This window comes from Flavobacterium sp. Arc3 (assembly GCF_041431375.1).
Classification (GTDB): domain Bacteria; phylum Bacteroidota; class Bacteroidia; order Flavobacteriales; family Flavobacteriaceae; genus Flavobacterium.
In genome coordinates, this window is the sequence record NZ_JASMRI010000003.1 from 1 (window position 1) to 23,595 (window position 23,595).

Here is a 23,595-nt window from a genome sequence, read left to right on the forward strand (position 1 = left end):
ATGAGCCCGATACAATATCGAGCTCATTATTATCAAAATTAATTATAAATTTGTCCAAACTTTTGGGTTCAGTCTAAAAGGAGATGGGATTTTTTTATTATTAAGCTTTTGTAGCTTCTTCTATTGGTAATGGAATTTGATTTTTAAGTAAATCTTCAAACGTCTCATGTGCTCGTATTAAATGACCTTTTCCATTCATCCATAATACTTCAGCAGGTCTGTATCTCGAGTTGTAATTGGAGGCCATAGAGTAGCAATAGGCACCAGCATTTCTAAAGCTTAGTATATCTCCTTCTTTAATTTCTGATATTCTTCTGTTATTTGCAAAAGTATCTGTTTCACAAATGTATCCTACCACTGAGTAGAAACGCTCTTTTCCTTTAGGATTTGAGATATTGTCAATATGATGTTGTGAACCATATAACATTGGACGAATTAAATGGTTGAAACCACTATCAACTCCTGCAAAAACAGTAGAAGTAGTTTGTTTGATTACATTAACTTTTACTAAAAAAGATCCTGCTTCACTCACTAAGAATTTGCCTGGTTCGAATATTAAAGTTAAATCTTTACCGTATTCAACGCAGAACGCGTTGAATCTTTTTGATAGTTTTTTACCTAACTCTTCAATATCGGTTTCGATATCGTCTTTTTTGTATGGTACTTTAAATCCACTTCCGAAATCTAGGAATTCAAGATTTTTAAAGTTTTTTGCAGCATCAAATAAAATTTCGGCAGCATATAAAAACACTTCGATATCTAAAATGTCTGAACCTGTATGCATGTGGATACCTACGATGTTCATTTTTGTGTTTTCAACAATTCGAACTAAATGAGGCAATTGGTGGATTGATATTCCAAATTTACTATCAATATGTCCAACAGAAATGTTAGTGTTTCCACCTGCCATTACATGAGGATTGATACGTATACAAACTGGAACGGTAGGATGTTTTGTTCCAAATTGTTCTAATATAGATAAATTATCAATATTGATTTGTACTCCCATGGCATGTACTTCTTCAATTTCTTCCAGAGATACTCCGTTTGGTGTATAAAATATTTTTTCTGGATCATATCCAGCATGAAGTCCTAATTGAACTTCTTGTATAGATACTGTATCAAGACCTGATCCCATTTCTTTTAATAGCTGAAGTATGGCAACGTTAGACAATGCTTTCATTGCATAATTGATACGCAACTTCTCTACCTTAGAAAATGCCTTTGTTAATCTATTGTATTGAGATTTTATTTTTTCGGCATCGTAAACATATATTGGACTTCCAAATTGTTCGGCTAATTGAAGTAGGTCTTTTGATTGCATCGTTATTATTTTTTAGCAAATTTATTATTCTTTATTGATATGACAAGGGAATATTTAATTTTTAACAATTTGTAACAAAAAGTTATAAATTAAACAAATGCATATGTTTTTAGTAGTGTTGTTCTTTTTTGGGTGAGGGATAGAAGCGAATAGCCCGCAGATGCTGAAGCTTTTGCGAAAGCGACGAGGACTTGTAGCGGATAGCCCGACCAAGCAGGAACGATAGTGTATGCGTGGTCAGCCCCAAATTAAAATGGCTGTCGGAAAAATTATTCTGACAGCCATTTTTCAGTATTATTATGATTTATAAGGCTGGTAAGTCTCCATTTCCCTTCGTAGGTAGATTAGTATAACCCATTAAATAATTATCGACTTCTCTCGCTGCTTCACGACCTTCAGATATTGCCCAAACAATTAAAGATTGTCCTCTTCTCATATCACCAGCGGTGAAAATGTGTGGTACATTTGTTTGATAATTACTCGCTTTATAGTTGCTTCGCATGTCTGTTTCTAAACCTAACTGATTGCTTAATGTTTTTTCAGGGCCAGTAAAACCAAGAGCCAATAACGCTAAATCACAAGGCCATATTTTCTCAGAACCTTCTTTTTCAATTAATTCAGGTCGTTGTCCTGGTGTCATTTTCCAAGCTACTTCTACAGTTTTTAATCCTACAAGTTGTCCTTTTTCATCAGCAATAAATTCTTTAGTATTGATTAACCAATTTCTATTACAACCTTCCTCGTGCGAAGAAGAGGTCTTTAATTGTAAAGGCCAATACGGCCAAGGTGTAGTTTCGCTTCTTCCAACAGGGGGTTTAGGCATGATTTCAAAATTGGTAACCGATTTAGCTCCCTGTCTGTTTGAAGTTCCTACACAGTCTGAACCCGTATCTCCACCACCGATTACAATTACATCTTTCCCAGTAGCTTTGATTTGGTTAGGGATTTCCTCTCCATAAACTACTTTAGTTTGCTGAGTTAAAAAATCCATTGCTTGAACAACTCCATTTGTTTCAATTCCTTTTGTTGGTAAGCTTCTTCTTTCGGTAGCGCCACCACATAATACAATTGAATCGAATTGATTTAATTCTTCTATACTATAGTTTACACCAACATTTACATTAGTTTTAAAAACAATTCCTTCGGCTTCTAGTATTAATACGCGTCGGTCAATAATTCCTTTTTCTAATTTAAAGTTGGGAATTCCATATCGCAATAATCCTCCGATAGCATTATCTCTTTCAAAAACTGTTACAGTATGACCTGCTCTGTTTAATTGTTGAGCAGCGGCTAATCCTGCAGGACCAGAACCTATTACAGCTACTGTTTTTCCTGTTCTTTGAGCAGGAATTTGTGGTTTGATCCATCCCTCTGCAAACCCTCTTTCTATTATGTTTTTTTCAATATTTTCGATTGCTACAGGCTCTTCGATAATACCTAGCACACATGATTTTTCACATGGAGCAGGGCATAAGCGACCTGTAAATTCTGGAAAGTTATTAGTTGATTGCAAAATTTCTAAAGCACTTTGCCATTCTTCTTGATGTACCATATCATTAAAGTCAGGAATTAAATTCCCTAATGGACAAGCGCTATGGCAAAATGGAATTCCACAGTCCATACATCTTGATCCTTGTTCTTTAATTTTATCTTTTGCTAAAGGAATGGTAAACTCATTATAATTTGAGACACGTTCCTTTACTTCTACATTACTTTCGTCAGTTCTATTGTATTCTTTAAATCCACCTATCTTTCCCATGACTATGCTATTAGTTCTTCAATTTTCTTTTCTTCTGCTAATCGTTGTAATGCTATTTTATAATCTTTAGGCATTACTTTGATGAAATGTTTCTGTTGGTTTTCCCAATCTTCCAATATTCTTGTTGCCAATGGACTGTTGGTGTACATTGCGTGATTTTTGATTAAACGTCTAAGTTTTTTCAAGTCATCGTCTTCCAATGTTTCTAAAGCAACCATTTCCATATTACACAATCCATTTTCGAATTGTTTTTTCTCATCAAAAACGTAAGCAACACCACCACTCATTCCAGCAGCAAAATTTCTTCCTGTTTTACCTAATACCACTACAATACCTCCGGTCATATATTCACATCCGTGATCTCCAATTCCTTCTACAACTGCTGTTGCTCCAGAATTTCTTACCCCAAAACGTTCTCCAGCCATACCGTTAATGTATGCTTCACCAGTTATGGCACCATATAAAGCTACGTTACCGATAATTATGTTTTCTTCTGGTTTAAACGTTGCAGTAGGAGGGACTTTAATAATTAATTTTCCTCCTGATAGTCCTTTTCCTAAATAGTCATTACAGTTTCCATGAATTTTAAATGATAATCCATTAGTGGCAAAAGCACCAAAACTTTGTCCGGCAGAACCTTCAAAATCAACTAGGATAGTATCCTCTGGTAAGCCTTGGGCTCCATATATTTTGGAGATCTCATTACTTAAAATAGCACCTACAGAACGATCTGTATTTTTAATTTTAAAGTTTACTCTTGTTTTCTCTTTTCTATAAATAGAAGGAATTGCTTCTTTTATGATTGCAAAATCAAGTACATTTTCTAATGCATGGTCTTGAGTTGTAGTATTGTGATTCGGTACTGTTTTTGCTTTTTCAGGCTTGTACAAAATAGTAGACAAATCTAAACCACTTGCTTTATAATGCTTAATGGCTTTGTTTACATTCAGTTTTTGTGATTGTCCTACCATTTCTTTTAACGTTCTAAAGCCTAACTGAGCCATGATTTCTCTTAGTTCTTCAGCAATAAAATACATAAAGTTAATGATGTGCTCAGGAGTTCCTTTGAAATTTTTTCTTAACTCAGGGTCCTGAGTAGCAATACCTACGGGACATGTGTTTAAATGACAAGCTCTCATCATGATACAACCTGAAGCTACTAAGGGTGCAGTGGCAAAACCAAATTCTTCTGCCCCTAGTAAAGCTGCAATTGCAACATCACGTCCTGTTTTTAATTGTCCGTCACATTCTAATACTACGCGACTTCTTAAATCATTTAGTATTAAAGTTTGTTGTGCTTCGGCAAGTCCAAGTTCCCAAGGAATACCTGTATGTTGTAATGAAGTTAATGGTGCTGCACCAGTTCCTCCATCATAACCTGAAATCAAAATCACATCTGCTTTTGCTTTAGCAACACCAGCAGCAATTGTTCCAACACCTACTTCAGAAACTAACTTAACATTTACGCGGGCTTCACGATTGGCATTTTTTAAATCAAATATTAATTGTGATAAATCCTCAATAGAGTAAATATCGTGATGTGGAGGCGGAGAAATTAGTCCAACATAGGGAGTTGAATTTCTAACTTTTGCAATCCACGGCACTACTTTTTCACCAGGTAGTTGTCCACCTTCTCCTGGTTTAGCGCCTTGAGCCATTTTAATCTGAATCTCTTTAGCACTTGTCAAATAATTGATAGATACACCAAAACGTCCAGAGGCAACTTGCTTAATCGCACTATTTTTTGAATCTCCATTTAATTCTTTTTGGAAACGTTTAGGATCTTCTCCTCCTTCTCCAGAATTACTTTTTCCACCGATTCTATTCATGGCAATTGCCAAGTTTTCATGTGCTTCCTGGCTAATTGATCCGTAAGACATGGCACCAGTTTTGAATTTTTTTACAATTTCTGTCCAAGGCTCCACTTCGTCAATTGAGATAGGGTCCAAGTTGTTGAATTCAAATAACCCTCTGATTGTCATTAGGTTCTTACTTTGGTCGTTGACCATAGTTGAGTATTCTTTATAACTTTCTGGACTGTTCAAACGTACTGCCTGTTGCAATTTAGCAATAGTAGTAGGGTTAAACATGTGTTTCTCACCAGTTCTTCTCCATCTGTAAATACCTCCAATTTCTAGAGATAATAAGCTGGCAACTGTCGAATTAGGAAATGCTTTTTGATATCTTTTCTTAACCTCTTTTTCAATTTCCATCAAACCGATTCCTTCGATTCTAGAAGGGGTATATGGAAAATATTTAGAAGTAAAAGTTTTGTTTAGACCTAAAATTTCAAAAATTTGAGCAGCTCGATACGAATGTAAAGTAGAGATACCAATTTTATTCATAATTTTCAGAATCCCTTTTGCGATAGCTTTATTGTAATTTGCAATTGCATAATCTGGTTCTATTCCTGTGATGAAACCTTTATCCACTTGATCACGAATAATTTCGTTTACCAAATAGGGGTTGATTGCACTTGCGCCATATCCAAATAATAAGGCAAAATGATGTGGTTCGCGTGGTTCTGCAGACTCAATAATGATTCCGAATTTAGAACGAACTTTTAGGATATTCATCGAATGATGAATGTAAGAACAAGCTAATAGCATTGGTATTGGTGCCATTTTTTCACTAACACCTCTATCAGAAAGTATTATGATATTGTGTCCTTCTTGCACTGCCTTATAGGTTGCTTGAACACATTTTTCTAATGCACGCTCTAGTCCATTTGCTCCTTTTTCTATTTCATATAAGGTAGAAATGGTTTTAGACTTGAAATCTGGGTGATTGATATTTCTTATTTTATCAAGATCTTCTTTTGAAATAACCGGATTTTGAATTTTTAACTTCTTACAATGTTTTTGGTCAATATCAAATATATTGTAGTCTCCACCTATTGCCAAACTAACGTCTGTAATAATTTCTTCACGAATCCCATCCAACGGTGGATTAGTAACCTGAGCAAATAATTGTTTGAAATAATTATATAAAAGCTGTGGTCTATCTGATAATACGGCTAATGGAGTATCGTTACCCATTGAACTGATAACTTCAGTCCCTTTAGTTCCCATTGGGATTATTATTGTCTTTAAATCCTCAATAGTATATCCAAACAAACGTAATCTTGTTTCGTAATCTATATTTTCGGTAGGCGTACTATTATTAGTATAAGGTACTTGAGCTAAATGCAATAAATTGTCATCTAACCATTTTCTATAAGGGCGTTTAGTTACAATAGCATTTTTGATTTCATCATCTTCAATGATTCGACCTTCATTCATATCAACTAAGAACATTTTTCCTGGCTCTAATCGCCCATGTTGCACTACGTCTTCTGGTTTTATATCCAGAACACCTATTTCAGATGCCATGATTACAAAACCATCTTTTGTAAGTGTGTAACGAGAAGGTCGCAAACCATTTCTATCAAGAAGGGCACCTATCACATTACCATCCGTAAACGGAATAGAAGCAGGACCATCCCAAGGCTCCATAATACAAGAGTTATACTCGTAAAATGCTTTTTTGTCATCAGACATGGTTTGGTGTTTTTCCCAAGCTTCAGGAACAACCATCATCATAACTTCTGGTAATGAACGTCCTGTCATTAATAACAGTTCGATAACCATATCCATAGAAGCTGAATCTGATTTTCCGTCTAATATTATAGGGAACAAATTTTTGATATCATCGCCAAATACATCACTTTTCATCAATTCTTCACGGGCACGCATTCTGCTTACATTTCCACGAAGGGTATTGATCTCTCCATTGTGACACATGTATCTAAATGGTTGTGCTAATTCCCAAGAAGGAAATGTATTAGTAGAGAATCGTTGGTGAACTAATGCTAGTCGAGTTACTAGATCACTATCGGTTAAATCAGTATAGTATCTGCTGATGTCTTCTGGCATCAATAAACCTTTGTATATTATAGTAGTAGTAGAGAGACTAGAGAAATAAAACATATGACTTTCTGAAATCTTAGAATTCAGGATAGCGTGTTCTGCTATTTTTCTAGCTGCAAATAATTTGGCATTGAATTGTTGTTCGGTTAGTTCCAATCCATTCTTGCCAATAAATATTTGTTTTACTGTTGGTTCTTTTTCGGCTGCAATTTGTCCAAGATTAGATACATCTACAGGAACATCTCTCCATCCGATAATATTCAAATTTTGATTGCGAATAGCTATTTCAAAAGTAGATTTGCAAAAATCAACTTGGTTTTTCTTTTTTGGTAAGAAAACCATTCCCACTGCATATTCTCTCGTTTCTGGAATAGTGAAGTCACATACTTTTTTAAAAAAATCATGAGGAATATCAAAAAGAATTCCTGCTCCATCTCCAGTTCGTCCATCTGCACTCACTGCACCACGATGCTCTAATTTTATTAAGATATCGAGTGCTTTATGAATAATGTCATTAGATTTAATTCCGTTTAAATTACAAATAAATCCTGCGCCACAGTTGTCATGTTCAAATTCAGGCAAGTAAAGGCCTTGTTCTTTAATTTTCATGCTTTATAATTTTTTTTATACAAAAATAGAGTTTTCATTAAATATAATGTAGAGAATGTGTTTAAAACGGGTTATTTTTGCAGTAAAATTATAATAACGTTTAATAAATGATAATAATCATATTTAAGCGTATGTGAATTACAAAATCGGCAACCTGATTTAGTTTTAAAGACGATTTATCGTGATATATAATGGATGTTACCAAATTTACGCATTAAATTTCAAACGATATAGTGACTTTTGCTGCAATGTTTTAACAGACTTGTACTTTTATTAAAATTTAAATTTCTGTGTTATTTTGAAATTATTGTTTAAGTTGTAATATAAGAAATTTAAATAGGTAAAAGATTTTTCTGTTAAGATGAATTTTGCTATTTTTGTGCCACTTATATTCTGAAATAAATTCAGGATCCAGACAAATTCTATATTATGAACATACACGAATATCAAGGAAAAGAGATTTTAGCTAGTTACGGAGTTCGCATTCAGCGCGGTATCGTTGCTAATAATGCAGTTGAAGCTGTTGCTGCTGCAAAACAATTAACTACTGAAACAGGAACAAGTTGGTATGTAATTAAAGCACAAGTTCATGCAGGTGGACGTGGAAAAGGTGGGGGAGTAAAACTTGCCAAGAATTTACAACAAGTAGAAGAAGTTGCAGAACAAATTATTGGAATGCAATTGGTTACACCTCAAACTTCTGCAGAAGGTAAAAAAGTACACAAGGTTTTAGTTGCTGAAGATGTTTATTATCCTGGTGAAACTGAAACTTCAGAATTTTACGTATCTGTTTTATTGAATAGAGCGACAGGTCGTAATATGATCATGTATTCTACTGAAGGTGGAATGGATATTGAAGAAGTAGCAGAACATACTCCAGATTTAATTTTTACTGAAGAAGTTGATCCTTCTGTTGGACTTCAAGGTTTTCAAGCAAGAAGAATTGCTTTTAACTTAGGTCTTTCTGGAAATGCTTTTAAAGAAATGGTGAAATTCATCGATGCTTTATATAAAGCATATATTGGTTCTGATGCATCAATGTTTGAAATCAACCCGGTTTTAAAAACATCTGACAATAAAATTTTAGCTGTAGATGCTAAAGTTAATATTGACGATAATGCTTTGTACAGACAAAAAGCTTATGCTGAAATGCGTGATATTCTTGAAGAGAATCCAATCGAAGTAGAAGCAAAAGAAGTAGGATTAAACTATGTAGATCTTGACGGTTCAGTTGGATGTATGGTTAACGGAGCTGGATTAGCAATGGCAACTATGGATTTAATTAAATATGCCGGTTTTGAGCCTGCAAACTTCCTTGACGTAGGTGGAACTGCAGATGCAAAACGTGTTGAAACTGCTTTCCGTATTATCTTAAAAGATCCAAACGTAAAAGCAATCTTGATTAATATTTTTGGTGGAATTGTTCGTTGTGACCGTGTGGCACAAGGAGTTGTTGATGCTTACAAAAATATGGGAGATGCTATTAAAGTGCCAATCATTGTTCGTTTACAAGGTACTAACGCAGCAATTGCAAAAGAATTAATTGATAATTCAGGAATGCCAATTTTATCGGCTGTTGAATTCCAAGAAGCAGCTGACCAAGTAAAAGCAGCTCTTTCTTAATTAGAAAATTAGTTAGATATAAAAAAATCCTGAGTGAAAGCTCAGGATTTTTTCTTTTTAAATCTATTTCGAGCCAATTGCATTATAGCCTCTTAATAGAATCTTATTTTCGTTGTCTAAATTTTCTTCGGTTTTCCCCAAGATATTAATGATATCAAATTGGGTTGGACTATTTCTAAAATTATAAAACTCGTTTGAATTGGTGATTTCAACTTTTAAAATATAGTTTTTATCTATTTTAAACGTTTCGTTATTTTCTTTAATAAAGGCTCCATTTACCATATAAATCACATCGTTACTTTTGATTTTGGTAAATTCAGATTTAACTTGCTCTAAACTTATAAAAGTATATTTTTTTGGATTTTTGGAAGTAATATGAATCTGTCCAACATAATGGTTGCTATCAATTATTGTATCATTTTTAATAATATTTATAGACTCTATTCCGTTAGGATCGATGTATTTCATTGATTCAGCAGAAATAAAAGTTGAATCAAGAAACATTGCAGCTTCTTTAGTTTTATTATTTTGTCCAAAAAATAGTGTCGTAATGAATAGTAATAAAAGAGTGAGTAGTGGTTTCATATTTAGGCAGCTATAATATTTCACAATAAATTAAATGTACAAAAAAACCCTATCTGCCATGGCAAATAGGATTTTTTGTTTTTATTAGTTTCCGATTTGTTGGAGTTCATCGGATTCATATATGTCAAAACCTTTTTTATTTTTTTGTGCAATTCTAAAAAGGGCTTTTGCTACGGTTTCACTTTCTATGGGTTTGTATTTTTTTAGTCCTCCAATAAATATAAAGGAAAATAGTTTCATAAAAATGCCGCCTATTTTTTCTCCCATCCTAAATTCCTTCCGGTCTCCTAGAAGTAACGAAGGTCTCATGATGGATACACTTTCAAAACTTGATTGTTTCAAGAATTCTTCTAGTTCTCCTTTAGTCTTCAAATAAAAATTCCCAGAAGCTTTATCTGCACCAAGGGATGAAATAGTTAGAAATTGCTTTACATCATTTTTTAATGCAAAAGTTGCAAAATGCTGAGGATATTTAAAGTCTACTTTTCTGAAAGCCTCTTTACTACCTGCTTTTTTTATAGTGGTACCAATGGTACAGAAAAAATCATCACCAACAACTAAATTTTGATAGGTCTCCGGTTTATCAAAGTCTATAATATGTTGTGTTAATTTGGGATGTGTTTTTCCAGTATCTCTTTTTACAAAAGCGATTACTTTATCGTAGGCTGGACTTTCTAAAAGAATATCCAATAATTGTGAACCAATTAAGCCTGTGCTACCAATAATTAATGCAGTTTTCAAAGGCGAGTTATTTTTTATTTTTTCCGAAATTGTATTTCACTTTTTCTACTACTTGAGTTTTTGAATTTCCTTTAGGGTAATCTTTCTTAGACGGTTTTTTTGTCGCAGATTTTGTTTTTGAAGGAGCTTCATCACCTCTTGACTTTTCTTGATCTTTTGGTTTTGCTTTAAATTCAGGTCTGTCTTTAGATCCTTCCTTTGCAGGTATTTGTGCTTTATGTTTTGCTAAAACGTCATTAGGGTTTTTAGGATTTTCTTTTGTTCCACGCAAGTGGATAACTAAAGCATTTAAGAAATTGCGTAACACTTGGTCACCACATTCCATATAATTTTCATGTTTTTCATCACGAAAAAAAGCACCTAATTCTGATTTAGTAATTCGAAAGTCTACTAATTCCAATATTTCAACTATTTGATCATCACGCAACATTAAGGCAACGCGTAGCTTTTTGAAGATATCGTTATTTGTCATCATATTCTATATTTTTTACAAAGGTACGTTTAAAAAGTAAGTGGTTGTAATTTTAGGTTCAGAATTGGTGTTGGTTCAGAATAGTAATTATTTTGTTTAAATCATCTTCTGTATGATTTGCGGTAAATATAATTCTGTTCAAATCTTTACCGCCGGTAGGATATTTAAAATTAGTAACGATTATATTATTAGCATTGAAGAGTTCGTTTACTCCTTCTATTTCTGGATAGATGACAGGATATTCAGGATTAAATGCAAACGCTTCATTTTTTACCAGATGTTTGTCAATGTAGTTAAGATTATTTTTTAACTTCATATGTTGGCTCTTGTAGATCGTCTCCGCTTCTCCCAATGTTTCAATTAGTGCTGGGCTCATTCCTGCACTTGAAACAAAAGAGGGATTATTCATTATTTGATTAATGAAGGATTGATCAGATGCAATTACACCGCCAGTAACTCCCATTGCTTTTCCCAGTGAAGCAACCATAATTTTTCGTTTGATGTTTTTAAAATCAATAGAGGAAATAATTCCGCATCCGTTATTTCCTAAAACACCTAAAGAATGAGATTCATCAACAACCAAAGTGATTTCCTTGTTAGCTGCAATTAAATCTATAGCGGCTAAATCAACTGCTTTTATCTGAAAGCTGGCAACTGCATCAGTTAAAATTGTTATCCTTTCGTTTTTACTGTCTAGTAAGCGGGGATTTAATTCGTTTTCGATAAAAAACGGTACGCTGTTGGCTACTTTTAGAGCTGTGTGAGTATTTGGAAAGTGAAAGTAAACATCTGTATGAGGGGTAAGCTCTTCTATTACTAATTTTGCGGCAAGCATTCCTGAGGAAACAGTAACTGTAGCTTCGGCATTAATATAGTTTTTTAGAAAATCTTCTCCTTTTTCGTATGCTGTAAGTTGGATGTTAGAATTTCTGGAACTTCCGTAAGCAGAGCCCCAGCGTAGTATGTTTTTAACAATGAGCTGCTGAAATTCTGGGTTGGCAGGCATTCCTAGGTAGGCTGTTCCGCCAAAATATAAATAACTTTCCTTCTCAAACTCAATTATTCTGTCTGGAAATTGATTGATTTTCATTTTAATTATTTTAAAACAACTCCAGTACCATTTCCTTCAGCATAAATAATTTTTCCATTTTTTATGGTGACGCCATTTGCTATATCTTCTGCCAGAAGTAGTGCGCCGTCCATATCAACATAATCTAACTGTGGAAGCAATTGAGCAATGGCTGAAATACCTACTGAGGACTCAGTCATGCATCCTACCATTGTTTTTAAACCCAGTTGCTTTGCTTCTTGAATCATGCGTCTGGCTGGAGTTAGACCGCCACATTTTACTAATTTGATATTTACTCCATGAAAATGGTTATTACATTTAGCAACATCTTCTTCAATAATACAACTTTCATCGGCTATTATTGGTAGAACAGAATGTTTGAAAACTTCCTTATGTCCTTCCCAGTTGTCAGCTTTCATAGGTTGTTCCAAGAATTCGACACCAAGTTTCTTTAAGGCGATTGCATTGTTGATTGTCTCCTCAACTCCCCAGCCGCAGTTAGCATCAATTCTAAAAATGGCATCAGTATGTTTTCGAAGTTCAGTTACAATAGCAAGGTCTTCTTGGGTTCCTAATTTAATTTTATAAATTGGCCACGGCAATTCCTTCATTTTAGAAACCATTTTTTCTATCGACGCAATCCCGATAGTATAATCTGTTAATGGGTTATTCTCTGTAGTATAGTTCCAATATTCATATAATTTTTTTCCTTTTTTCCGTGCATACAAATCATTGTAGGCCATGTCTAAAGCGCATAGAGCAAACATATCCTCTTTTAAGTAAGGATACATTTTGTCCCAAAATTTTTCGGGGGTTTCACCATCGCTTGATTCGATAATACTGCGAATTTTGTTTAAATCTGCCGTCATTACTGGCACTGTAGTGTTGTAATACGGATTTGAAGTTGCTTCACCAAAACCGGAAAAACCTTCACTTTTTAATTCTACAATTAAAGAAGGCTGGAAATCGATTGATTCTCTTGAAATGGTAAACGTGTGTTTTAGTTTTAGGTCGTATGCTCTTATTATTAATTCCATAATTGATTGAAGCTGTAAAATTTTATATAAATCAGTAATAACTAGGTTTTGTAAATATAAGGAATAAGTTAATATCCCAACCATAGAATGGCCTCAGTAAATCCATCACGCCATAATTTTTCATTGTGTTGGCCTCCTTTTATAATTTTCTTTTCATTCAGATTTAAACAATAACACCGCTTTGTATTTAAGAGATATTCCATTTTATTCAATTCTGTGACCATATCTTCACTTTCTTTATCGCCACATAGAAAATAAATTTTGCTTTTTATTTTTTTTGTGTTTTCGGCGAAATCATATATTTTATCTGAAAACCAAAATGAAGGGCTAAAAACGGCCGCTTTTCCAAACACTTGTGGGTATTTCAAAATAGCGTAATAAGAAACTAATCCACCGAGGGAGCTTCCCATAATTAGAGTGTTTTTCTTTTCTGTCTTTGTCCTGTATTTTTGGTCAATTTGAGGTTTTAATGTTTTAACAATAAATTCAAGATAAGCATCGGCATTTCCTCCTCCATATTTTTCATTTTTAAAAGGCGTCAACTCTTCAATGCGTTTATCATTACCATGCTCGATACCTATAACGATGAGCTGTGCGTTGATACTGTCTAGCTTTTCGTCAACATTCCATTCGCCGGCATAGGAAGTTTTTGCATCAAATAAATTCTGCGCGTCGTGCATGTAAACAACAGAATATTTTTTTTTGGAGTTTTTATAATTCTTGGGAAGGTAAACCCAGATTTTTTTTGATGTGTGTAATTGCGGAGCTTCAATCATAAAGGTAGAAACTTGTTTTGAAGCAGTGCTTTCTTGAGCTATTGTGTTAGTTAGTGTAAAAAATAGTGCAAGAAGAAGGAAGAGTCGTTTGGTCATTAAGGTGATTTTTGATTTAGAAGTAATTTCGTAGCTAAAAATAGTGATTATTTTTATAATTTGATTTTGATTGCTATTTAAATCAGGAGTCTTTTATAAATATAGATGGCTAATTCTAAGAAATAAATTAGTCAATCTATAGAGCTTGATTTACTTGTTAGTTTGATTTAGTTCGAATACTATTTTTTAATCTATTGATTTTTATTTCTTTTTCGGTTTGCTAGTTTGATATTTAAATAGTTGATATTGAATAGTTTGTTTTTTTTCTTCTGCAGTTTTTAGTTTGTTTTTGGAATTCTTACATTGCTCAGAATCATTAAGTGGCATAGTTATTGGCTTTAACCAAATAGCTAATAATTAAAATTTTGAAAAATGAAAAATATAAAACTACTCGCAATATTAGGAATTGCCTTTTTTGCCTCAAGTACAATAAATGCACAAGTTTCAGTGGGTGTAAATATTGGATTACCTTCAATAGTTCTATCGGGTCATTATGAGCGTGGATACGAACCACAAAGGCGGACTGTTGAATATCAGCAGGAGCGTGTCATTTACGTAGACAATAGAGATTATGATGAAGATAGATGGTATGATGAAAGAAGATGCGAAGAAAAAAAACATCATGGAAAATGGCATAAAGATAAAAAATATAAAGAAAGAGATCATGATGATAGGTATGATGATTAATTCCCCTTTCAAATAAATAGTAAAAAGAGAACTAATTTGGTTCTCTTTTTTTATTTGTTCGTTTCTCATCATTCGATTGTTGTTCTGATATGAATGTTTAGAATCTAGGGATGTTTTTATAGCTGTCTCTAGGACCTCTGGCTTTTTTTAATGAAATATACTTTGACGAAACAAATGAGTTGATAGTCATCAAAAAAAACAATATAATTAGGATAAATTGTTGAATACCTGCTTGTTTTAGGGTTTTAATTATAAAAGCTATATTTTAGCTAAAAAAAATAATTTGATGAACATGTACGAAGAAAAAAAGAGCTTACTTTTAGAGATGATTGCTTTTTCAACAGTTGACGGTCATTTAGATAAAAAAGAATATGAATTTTTATTTCTAATTGCCAATGAATTGAATATCAAAAAAGGAGGGTTCAATGATATGTGTCATCAAGAATTACCAAAATTGCCTGTGAAGAATGAATCTCAAAGGATTCAACAATTCTATAGATTAGCAGTATTATTGAATAGTGACGCTATCCTGAACGGTAAAGAAAGTACAGCCGTCAAGCAAATTGCAATGCGAATGGGGTTGAATCCAGATGCCGCCAAACGTGTATTGAAAAAAATAGAAAAAGCTCCCAATACTGCTATTCCAATGGATGTATTGTTGAAAATTTTTAAAGAAGAGCACAACTAGGTAAGCTGTTCCTGCAATTTCTTAATTTCATCACGCAATTTAGCAGCTTGCATAAAGTCTAGGTCTTTTGCCGCTTTCTCCATTGATTTTCGTTTTTCGCGAATGCGTTTTTCTATTTCTACTTTTGATAAATATTCTGTTTCAGATTCAGCAGCTGTATTTAAAGTGAGTCCTAATTCGTAATCTGCCAAAGGATTCTTTGTAAAAGCACTTTCAATTTTTTTGTTCAGTGCTTGGGGAACTTGGTTGTTCTCTACATTAAAATTAATTTGTTTCGTTCTGCGGTAGTTCGTTTCGTCAATTGTTTTTTGCATGCTAGAAGTGATTTTATCGGCATACATAATTGCTTTTCCGTTAAGGTTTCTGGCGGCTCGACCGATAGTTTGCGTGAGCGAACGGTGGCTACGCAGAAATCCTTCTTTGTCGGCATCTAAAATGGCTACAAGTGACACTTCTGGTAAATCCAGTCCTTCACGAAGTAAATTTACCCCAATCAAAACGTCAAACAATCCTTTTCGTAGGTCTTGCATGATTTCAATTCGTTCTAAAGTATCAATATCTGAGTGGATATAACGACAACGAATATTGATCTTTGTTAGGTATTTTGCTAATTCCTCTGCCATTCTTTTAGTTAAAGTAGTCACTAAAACTCTTTCGTCAACTTCACTACGCGCATGAATTTCCTCTATTAAATCATCTATTTGGTTTAAACTTGGTCGGATTTCAATTATGGGATCTAACAATCCTGTTGGGCGAATGACTTGTTCTACAACGACACCATCCGTTTTTTGCAATTCATAATCGGCTGGTGTTGCCGAAACATAAATAACTTGGTTTTGCATCGCTTCAAACTCTTCAAACTTCAACGGACGATTATCCATCGCAGCAGGAAGTCGGAAACCATATTCCACTAAGTTTTCTTTTCTACTTCTGTCTCCACCGTACATGGCGCTAACTTGAGAAAGTGTTACGTGACTTTCGTCTACCACCATTAAATAATCTTTAGGGAAATAATCCAATAAACAAAATGGTCTTGTTCCGGGGAGTCTTCCATCCAGATAACGGGAATAGTTCTCAATTCCGGAGCAATAACCCAGTTCTCGAATCATTTCTAAATCAAAATTAGTGCGCTCTTCTAATCGTTTTGCTTCTAAATGTTTTCCAATTTCTTTGAAATAGTCGACTTGCTTAACTAGATCTTGCTGGATTTCCCAAATAGCACCTTGCAGCACATCTGGAGAAGTCACGAACATATTAGCTGGGTAAATCGTCAATTTGTCAAATTTTTCGAGAACTTTAGAATCTTTTGTATCGAAACTTTCAATTTCCTCGATTTCATCACCAAAGAAATGAATGCGATACGCTTCATCTGCATAGCTAGGATAAACATCTACTGTATCGCCTTTTATTCTAAAACTTCCAGGATTAAAATCGGCTTCTGTTCTAGAGTATAAACTTTGTACCAGCTGGTGTAGCAGTTTAGTTCTTGAGATGATTTGTCCCTTCTCAATTGGGATTAAATTTTTCTGAAATTCCACGGGATTACCAATACCGTATAAACACGAAACTGATGCAACTACCAAAATATCTCTTCGTCCGGAAAGCAAGGAAGCCGTAGTAGACATTCGCATTTTTTCAAGCTCTTCATTGATGGATAAATCCTTTTCAATAAAAACTCCAGTAACCGGCATAAATGCTTCGGGTTGATAGTAATCGTAATAGGATACAAAATATTCTACTGCATTATTAGGGAAAAACTGTTTAAATTCTGAATACAGTTGAGCAGCCAACGTTTTATTATGTGCTAAAACTAATGTAGGCCTTTGTACTTCCTGAATAACATTAGCTACGGTAAATGTTTTACCGGAGCCAGTAACTCCTAGTAAAGTTTGGAATTTTTCTCCGTCAATGATACCTTGAGTTAATTTTTCAATGGCTTGTGGCTGGTCGCCTTTGGGCTGATAATCGGATTCTACTTGGAAATTCATTTGTATTAGGGACAATGTTTTAGAATTACAAAGTTACAACGTTTATAATTATTCTAATCGAAAGTTAAAACCAAAAAAAAACCATCATGCTTTGCATGATGGTTTTTAAAAAAACAAAGAAATTTTTATTAGAAACTGAAACTTAATCTAGCAAAAACAAATCTTCCGTTTTGTCCAAATTGAGATGTGTTTCTTGAATATGTAAATTGATTTGCATTTGATAAATCGATTGAATTGTTTGAAGATGTAGTAGGGGAATAAATAACATTTCCGCTAGTGTCAACTCCAGAGGCTCTTTTAGCAATTGTTTGTGGTCCTAAGTTAGCTGTTGGATAAATATCAAAAATATTATTAGCTCCTATAACAACTTTTGTCGAATTAGAAACTTTATACCCTACAGATAAATCAGTAATGATTTTTGCAGCCCATACTGGGTGCTCATTTTCAACTGCTTGGTTATTAACAACAATAGCATTAATAGTTCCGTCTCCATTTGCATCAGCTATGTTTGGATCAGTTACTTCACCAAAGTATACATTTCTCAAGAAGAAATCGAATTTTTTAACTGTCATAGAGTTTGTTAAATTTGCTTTTACTCTTGGTACAGCTTCTTGCAAGTAAACTCTACTAGATTCAGAGAAATATCTGTTTATTTGTCCATTGTCAATTAATATCTGTGAACCGTGTATATCACCTACTTTTTTAGTGTTTGATATAGTTCCAGATAAGTCTGTTTTTAAAGTTAATCCATTTCCAACTTCTGCTTTATGGCTTATTACGATGTCAATACCTTTAGATTCTGTGTCAATAGCATTGGCAAAGAATGTTGCAGCAGTAGCATTAGCATTATCAAATAAAGTGTTTAACTGTGCTGCTGAACTTCCAGCAACAGGAGTTCCTCCTGGTCTAGAAAATTGATCCGTAAGGACCACTCTGTCAGCAATTTTCACAAAATAAGCATCAGCTGTTATAGTCAGTTTTGCTTCAGGTACTTTAGCTGTGAAACCAACACTAGCACTTTTTGATTCTTCTTGTTTCAATTGTGGAATCCCTAATAGTTTTGCAGCAGGTGAATCGTTACTAAATGTTCCTACTTCAAATGGCACACCTCCTACAAATTGTGTAGCAGTTGAGTTAAAGTAGATTTGGTGTAAAGATGGCGCTCTAAATCCTGTAGATACTGCACCACGTAAGTTAATGTTGTCAGTTAATTTATAACGAGTAGCTATTTTATAATTAGTGGTACCACCAAAATCAGAATAGTTTTCATAACGTAATGCTCCGTTTAGCAACCATTTTTCAGTTACATCGTATTCTAAGTCTGCATATACAGCAGCACTATTACGGCCTTTGTCTACAGTGTTTGCCGGTTTGAACCCTGGAAAAACTTGCGCTCCACCAGCTCTTACTGAACCATAAAAATCGGTAGCTTTTAATGTAGCAGCAGTTGTTGCAGTAACAACTGCTCCATTTATATCATATTGATTGTATGAATCTGGTTCACCAGCTGTAATTTGGAAATTTTCATGTCTATATTCTGCTCCAAAAGCAACATTCAATTTGTCAATTTTTCTAGACACATCAAAGTTAGTTGTGTTTTGAGAGAAGGCTAATCCACCAGCATCAAATTCAGTTGAAGATTTTTCTCTCAGTGAAGAATTTAAAGTATTTTCAATATTATAATCGAAACCGTTTCTACCAAACGTGTTACTCAAATCAAAGTTCCATTCTTTAAAGATTTTACCTCTAAGACCAGCTGCAGCAGATACGTCATTTATAGTAGAGTGAATTTCAGGTAAGAAACCATTTGGATATAAGAAGGTATATGTTCTTGATTGATTTGGTTTTCTATAAAAACCTGCAGCTTCACCAGTTCTATGACTTGTTCCTCCAAAAGCGTATACTTCAAGATTCTCGTTAATAGGGTAAGCAGCATTCAAAAAGAACTGTGCGCTTTGTAGTGAAGATTGTCCCACTTTCATGTTGAAAGCACTTCTCTCTAATTTTCTATAAGCTAATTCCCCTGCAGTTGCATCAAAGTTTAATGCAGTTTGCATCTGTCCAATAGTCCCCGCATTCGATATTGCATCTTTTTGTGGCTGCGTAAAATAACTTATTTGCGGTGCATAAGCTTTAATAGCAGTAAGTATTTGTGCAGTATTTGGAGTGTTATTAATATTTCCCCATAATGAATTGATGTTTGTACCTGCTTCTGTAGCTCTTTGTTCAATAGCATTAAAAGCACTGAATAATCCACCAGTTACATCATTTGCTCTACTCGTTTGTCCTCTTAATTGAAAACTTCCAGTAGCGTTGATGAAACTTTTTTCTTTTCCTAGGCTTGTACCGTAATTTAAATCTATTTGTAAATTGTTACCGTCATTACCACCTCTATGGTCATTAGCACCACTAGATAACTGTGTTCCTCCTAGGATATTAATGTCTAATTTATTGGTTGCTTTTTTAACATTTACGTTAATTACACCTGCAATTGCATCTGAACCGTATTGTGCAGAAGCGCCGTCTCTTAAAACTTCGATTTTATCAATTGCAAATGCTGGAATAGCATTTAAATCTGTTCCTACAGACCCTCTTCCTGGAGAACCATTAATATTTACTAAGGAAGAAGTGTGTCTTCTTTTTCCGTTTACCAATACTAAAACTTGGTCTGGACCTAAACCTCTTAATTGAGCTGGGTCAATATGGTCTGTTCCATCAGCTACAGTTGTAGTATTTGATGTAAACGAGGGTGCTACCATATTTAAGATTTGGTTTAAGTTAGCTTGTGGCCCTTGTGACGCAATATCTTTCATGTTAATTACATCGATAGGAACGGCTGATTCCGTAACTGTTCTAGCAGAACTACGTGATCCTAATATGACTACATCTTGAAGTGTTTCACCGCTTTCAGCTAATGATACATTTACCGTGCTTCCAGTAACCTTTATGTTTTTTGATTCAAATCCAATAAAAGTAAATTGTAAAATATCGCCAATGGAAGCAGATATTGTATATTTTCCATCAGCATCAGTCGATGTTCCTTTTGTTGTTCCTTTCACGAGGATTGAGGTTCCTGGTAAGGGTCCTTTTGTGTTGTCAGTTACGACTCCTGTAACTTTAATCTCTTGAGCAGTCAATCCTGCCGAAAAAATTAAGGTTAAAATAAATAATAGTTTTTTCATGGTGTAGTTTGTTTAGTTTGAGCGTCAAATTTACAATTAAAAAAAATAATATGTTATTTAAATGTTAATTATTAATAATAAAGTAATAAAATCTTGTTAATGCGGTGTGATATTGAGTGTTTATTTGTTCTTAAGCCCTTTTTAAATTAAATCAATTTTTTTTTGACTAATTTGTGAATTAGAATTATACCAGTATTTAAATATTTAAAAAATAAAGAACTATTGCTTTATTTTAGACAGATAAAAACGACAAAGCCCTTTTCTCAATGAAAAAGGGCTTTGTCGTTTTTATCTGTTTTTCGCCGCTTTACGGGCTATATTTAATAAGTAACTGTATGATTTAACTATTCAAACTTCCATTGTTTTTGTTGTCCTTCGCTCAAAAAGGTCCAAGCGATTATCCGGCTTGTTTTTTGGCCTTGAGCCATATCAATGGTTTTTATTTCGACAACATTAACCTTGTTTAATGTTTTATAAATACTGGAAAGATGAGACTGTTTTGATACTAAAGTGGTGAACCAAAAACATTGCATCGGATATTTAGCACTTTCGTATATCATTTGTGTAATAAAGCCTAATTCTCCACCTTCACACCATAATTCCGCATTATGTCCTCCAAAATTTAAAACGGGTTTTGTTGCTTTATTTGAAAAATCACGAGATTCTAAATTATTAACTTTTCGCAAAGAGCCCTTTGTTGCTTCTTCTTGTGATTTGTGAAAAGGAGGATTGCAAATCGTAAATGCAAATTTATCTTCAGGTGTAATGATATTTTTAAAAATAAAACGAGCTTCAGTTTGTTGTTGCAGACTTATAAAATCGACTAACTTTGGATTGGCTTCAATTATTTTACTGCAATTCTCAATCGCTTTTTCATCAATATCAGTTCCTACAAAACTCCAGCCGTATTCTACATTTCCAATTACTGGATAGATACAGTTAGCTCCAACGCCAATATCTAAGCCTTGAATAGCATTGCCTTTTGGGATTATGCCATTGTTACTACTAGCTAGTAAATCAGCGATGTAATGGATGTAATCTGCTCTTCCCGGAATAGGAGGGCAAAGATAATTTGCGGGAATATCCCAATTTTGAATATCGTAATAGGTAGCTAATAGCGCTTTATTTAAAGCTTTTACAGCTTCAGGATCACTAAAATCAATCGTTTCTATATCGTGTTCATTTATTGAAACATATGTGTTTAATTCTGAACTATTTGCTATTAAAAGTTTAAAATCGTATCGAAATCGGTGTTGGTTCCTTGGGTGTAGATTTGTTTTCTCAGTATTCTTTTTAGGTGTCATTTTTTTTATTTCAAGGCAAATATAGAGATTTATTTTAAAATCAAGATTTGTAGCAAGTTATGTAAAAAAGTATAGCTTTAGTGATTTACTAAAGATTTGTTTTAGTTTTCTTAGATTAAAAACTAATCAATGCACTCCATCATTAATAAATCACCAGCATCATGTTCTATAGTGACGATTCCATCTTGTAGTACATGGTTACTACTACCGGTGCGATAACCAATGGTTAAGCTATCGTTTTGCAAAGGATAAAATAAATTTTCAGAATGGATGCCAGTTACATGGCCTATTGGAATTAGAGAAATAGGTGTATTTGCAGTGTACCATTTTTCGAATCTTTTTGACAATAAAAAAACTTTTGAATGGTCGTCTAGAATTACAATTTTCAGCTGCTCTCTGTATTGGACAATGGTAGTCAAATTTGTAATGGTGTGATCCGTACGTCTTCCAGTTGCCCAAACTACATTTACAGCAGGGATTTTTCTTTTGATTAAATAATCAAAGGCTTTTTGAAGGTCTGTCTTGTTTTGATCTGGAGTATGCACAATTTCAATAGGATATTGCTTCTCTTTATAGTAATTAGCATCAAAATCGCGGTCAAAATCACCTAGTAGAACATCTACTTTTATATCTAATTTCATGACTCTTTCCATGGCCGAATCTAGCACGATAACTAAAGGAGACCATTCTAGTAATTGCCCTAATAATTCTGGATTACAAGCGGCTCCATTTGCTATGATTAATGCGGGTTCTTGGTCGTCGCGAACAATATGGTGTGATGACATGAAGTATAAATTAAAGGGCAAAGATATAAAAAACAACCTAAAAAATAGTGATTTTCAGGAGCTATTAGTTCGCCAGCGTGCTTTGCTTGCGTCCTGTTCCCGAAGTTTCGGGATGCACTGGCCCTAATCCAAACGACGATCTATTGTATCGTAATCGTTCTTGTATCTATTTCGCCAAGGGAGAAAAATCCTAAAGGATAATTGTCTTTGTCGATTGTGTTTACAATGTTTCCTCTTACAGTTGCAGGTGGCGACTGGAAAGGACCACCGCTATTACCGCCAGAAATAGTTATAAGGATAACGAGATAGTTGTAATATGTTTTTGATATTCCGTAATGCGTTATCTTAACTTCGTCACCAATTTGTAAATCATCTTTTTGCGACAAGCTAAAAAAGCGATTGCCTTGAAAGAAATCATCATCAGTGGCTGATAAATTTTGAAAACGCTCTTCTTTATATGTGTATTGAAAAAGATAGTAATTTATTGCAGCAGGGTCATTAAAAAATGTTTTGATCTGGATTTCATCTTTAGCAATTCCACCTTCATTGTTTTGGGTAACTTCATCAATAGGAGCAACTGATTTCAATGTCTCTGTAGCGCTGTAAATAGTATTGTTTAGTTTCACTGTTAGCGTGTAGATTCCATCAATTACAGGAATAAAGTTAGTACATATGTATTCTCCTGAATTAGCGATTTCTGTAAAAATAAAAGGAACATTGGCACTGTTTTTTACAATTATTTCTGCTCCAGAAACAGTTGGGATTTTATCACTAAAAAAAGAGGTCGTTGTAGACAGTTTTATTTTTTGCTGGCTTCCATCAGTACCTTTTTGCCATTTTATATTGGCTTCGATAACTAAACGAGGCGCTTCGGTATCTAGATCAACTTGGATAACTTCTTCGCAACTACTCATAAAAAAGGTAAAGAGTAGGACTATAGCTAGGTTTATTTTTTTCATTTC

At 34.0% G+C, this 23,595-nt stretch carries 17 protein-coding genes; 3 read left to right on the forward strand and 14 right to left on the reverse strand.

The features are described 5' to 3' along the window. Positions 1–100: 100 nt before the first annotated feature. The 3 genes from lysA to gltB form a co-directional block, all read right to left on the reverse strand. Positions 101–1,324 (reverse strand): diaminopimelate decarboxylase, encoded by a 1,224-nt coding sequence (gene lysA, locus QO200_RS02650; RefSeq protein ID WP_371535993.1) that lies wholly within the window; start codon positions 1,322–1,324, stop codon positions 101–103. Between the two features lie 304 nt (positions 1,325–1,628). After that, complete coding sequence (locus QO200_RS02655) at positions 1,629–3,083, reverse strand: glutamate synthase subunit beta (protein ID WP_371535995.1); 1,455 nt, start codon at positions 3,081–3,083, stop codon at positions 1,629–1,631. A 2-nt stretch (positions 3,084–3,085) separates the two neighbouring features. Continuing rightward, the gene (gltB, locus tag QO200_RS02660; RefSeq protein WP_371535998.1) at positions 3,086–7,600 is read right to left on the reverse strand and encodes a glutamate synthase large subunit; all 4,515 of its coding nucleotides are present in this window, start codon (positions 7,598–7,600) and stop codon (positions 3,086–3,088) included. A 429-nt stretch (positions 7,601–8,029) separates the two neighbouring features. Between gltB and sucC the strand changes: the two genes are divergently transcribed. After that, complete coding sequence (gene sucC, locus QO200_RS02665) at positions 8,030–9,223, forward strand: ADP-forming succinate--CoA ligase subunit beta (protein ID WP_371536001.1); 1,194 nt, start codon at positions 8,030–8,032, stop codon at positions 9,221–9,223. A gap of 63 nt (positions 9,224–9,286) precedes the next feature. On the opposite strand, the gene QO200_RS02670 is transcribed toward sucC, so the two are convergent. The 6 genes from QO200_RS02670 to QO200_RS02695 all read right to left on the reverse strand — a co-directional run bounded on the left by QO200_RS02670 (position 9,287) and on the right by QO200_RS02695 (position 13,999). Next, positions 9,287–9,808, reverse strand: a complete 522-nt coding sequence (locus QO200_RS02670; protein ID WP_371536004.1) for a hypothetical protein — start codon at positions 9,806–9,808, stop codon at positions 9,287–9,289. Positions 9,809–9,892: 84 nt separating this feature from the next. Continuing rightward, a complete protein-coding gene (locus tag QO200_RS02675) occupies positions 9,893–10,549 on the reverse strand; it encodes an NAD(P)H-binding protein (RefSeq protein ID WP_371536006.1) in 657 nt (218 codons plus the stop codon). A gap of 7 nt (positions 10,550–10,556) precedes the next feature. Next, complete coding sequence (locus QO200_RS02680) at positions 10,557–11,021, reverse strand: DUF1456 family protein (RefSeq protein WP_074723960.1); 465 nt, start codon at positions 11,019–11,021, stop codon at positions 10,557–10,559. Between the two features lie 58 nt (positions 11,022–11,079). After that, positions 11,080–12,111 (reverse strand): aminotransferase class I/II-fold pyridoxal phosphate-dependent enzyme, encoded by a 1,032-nt coding sequence (locus QO200_RS02685; RefSeq protein ID WP_371536008.1) that lies wholly within the window; start codon positions 12,109–12,111, stop codon positions 11,080–11,082. Positions 12,112–12,116: 5 nt separating this feature from the next. Beyond that, positions 12,117–13,127, reverse strand: coding sequence for a dipeptide epimerase (locus QO200_RS02690; RefSeq protein WP_371536011.1), 1,011 nt, complete (start codon positions 13,125–13,127; stop codon positions 12,117–12,119). Between the two features lie 68 nt (positions 13,128–13,195). Next, the gene (locus QO200_RS02695; protein WP_371536014.1) at positions 13,196–13,999 is read right to left on the reverse strand and encodes an alpha/beta hydrolase; all 804 of its coding nucleotides are present in this window, start codon (positions 13,997–13,999) and stop codon (positions 13,196–13,198) included. 372 nt (positions 14,000–14,371) lie between these two features. Here QO200_RS02695 and QO200_RS02700 point away from each other — a divergent pair, with 372 nt between their 5' ends. Then, positions 14,372–14,686: a hypothetical protein gene (locus QO200_RS02700; RefSeq protein ID WP_371536017.1), complete on the forward strand. Its 315-nt coding sequence runs from the start codon at positions 14,372–14,374 to the stop codon at positions 14,684–14,686. A 286-nt stretch (positions 14,687–14,972) separates the two neighbouring features. Then, a complete protein-coding gene (locus QO200_RS02705) occupies positions 14,973–15,374 on the forward strand; it encodes an excinuclease ABC subunit B (protein ID WP_371536019.1) in 402 nt (133 codons plus the stop codon). Here QO200_RS02705 and uvrB read toward each other — a convergent pair. From uvrB to QO200_RS02730, 5 genes are all read right to left on the reverse strand, one after another. Then, positions 15,371–17,362, reverse strand: a complete 1,992-nt coding sequence (uvrB, locus tag QO200_RS02710; RefSeq protein WP_371536022.1) for an excinuclease ABC subunit UvrB — start codon at positions 17,360–17,362, stop codon at positions 15,371–15,373. The two genes, QO200_RS02705 and uvrB, sit on opposite strands and share 4 nt — an antisense overlap. A gap of 128 nt (positions 17,363–17,490) precedes the next feature. After that, the gene (locus tag QO200_RS02715) at positions 17,491–20,544 is read right to left on the reverse strand and encodes a TonB-dependent receptor domain-containing protein (protein WP_371536025.1); all 3,054 of its coding nucleotides are present in this window, start codon (positions 20,542–20,544) and stop codon (positions 17,491–17,493) included. A 344-nt stretch (positions 20,545–20,888) separates the two neighbouring features. Further along, positions 20,889–21,848, reverse strand: a complete 960-nt coding sequence (gene rlmF / locus QO200_RS02720) for a 23S rRNA (adenine(1618)-N(6))-methyltransferase RlmF (protein WP_371536027.1) — start codon at positions 21,846–21,848, stop codon at positions 20,889–20,891. A gap of 122 nt (positions 21,849–21,970) precedes the next feature. Further along, positions 21,971–22,633, reverse strand: coding sequence for a thiamine diphosphokinase (locus QO200_RS02725; RefSeq protein ID WP_371536029.1), 663 nt, complete (start codon positions 22,631–22,633; stop codon positions 21,971–21,973). A 140-nt stretch (positions 22,634–22,773) separates the two neighbouring features. Next, positions 22,774–23,592, reverse strand: a complete 819-nt coding sequence (locus tag QO200_RS02730) for a DUF4249 family protein (RefSeq protein ID WP_371536031.1) — start codon at positions 23,590–23,592, stop codon at positions 22,774–22,776. Positions 23,593–23,595: the final 3 nt, after the last annotated feature.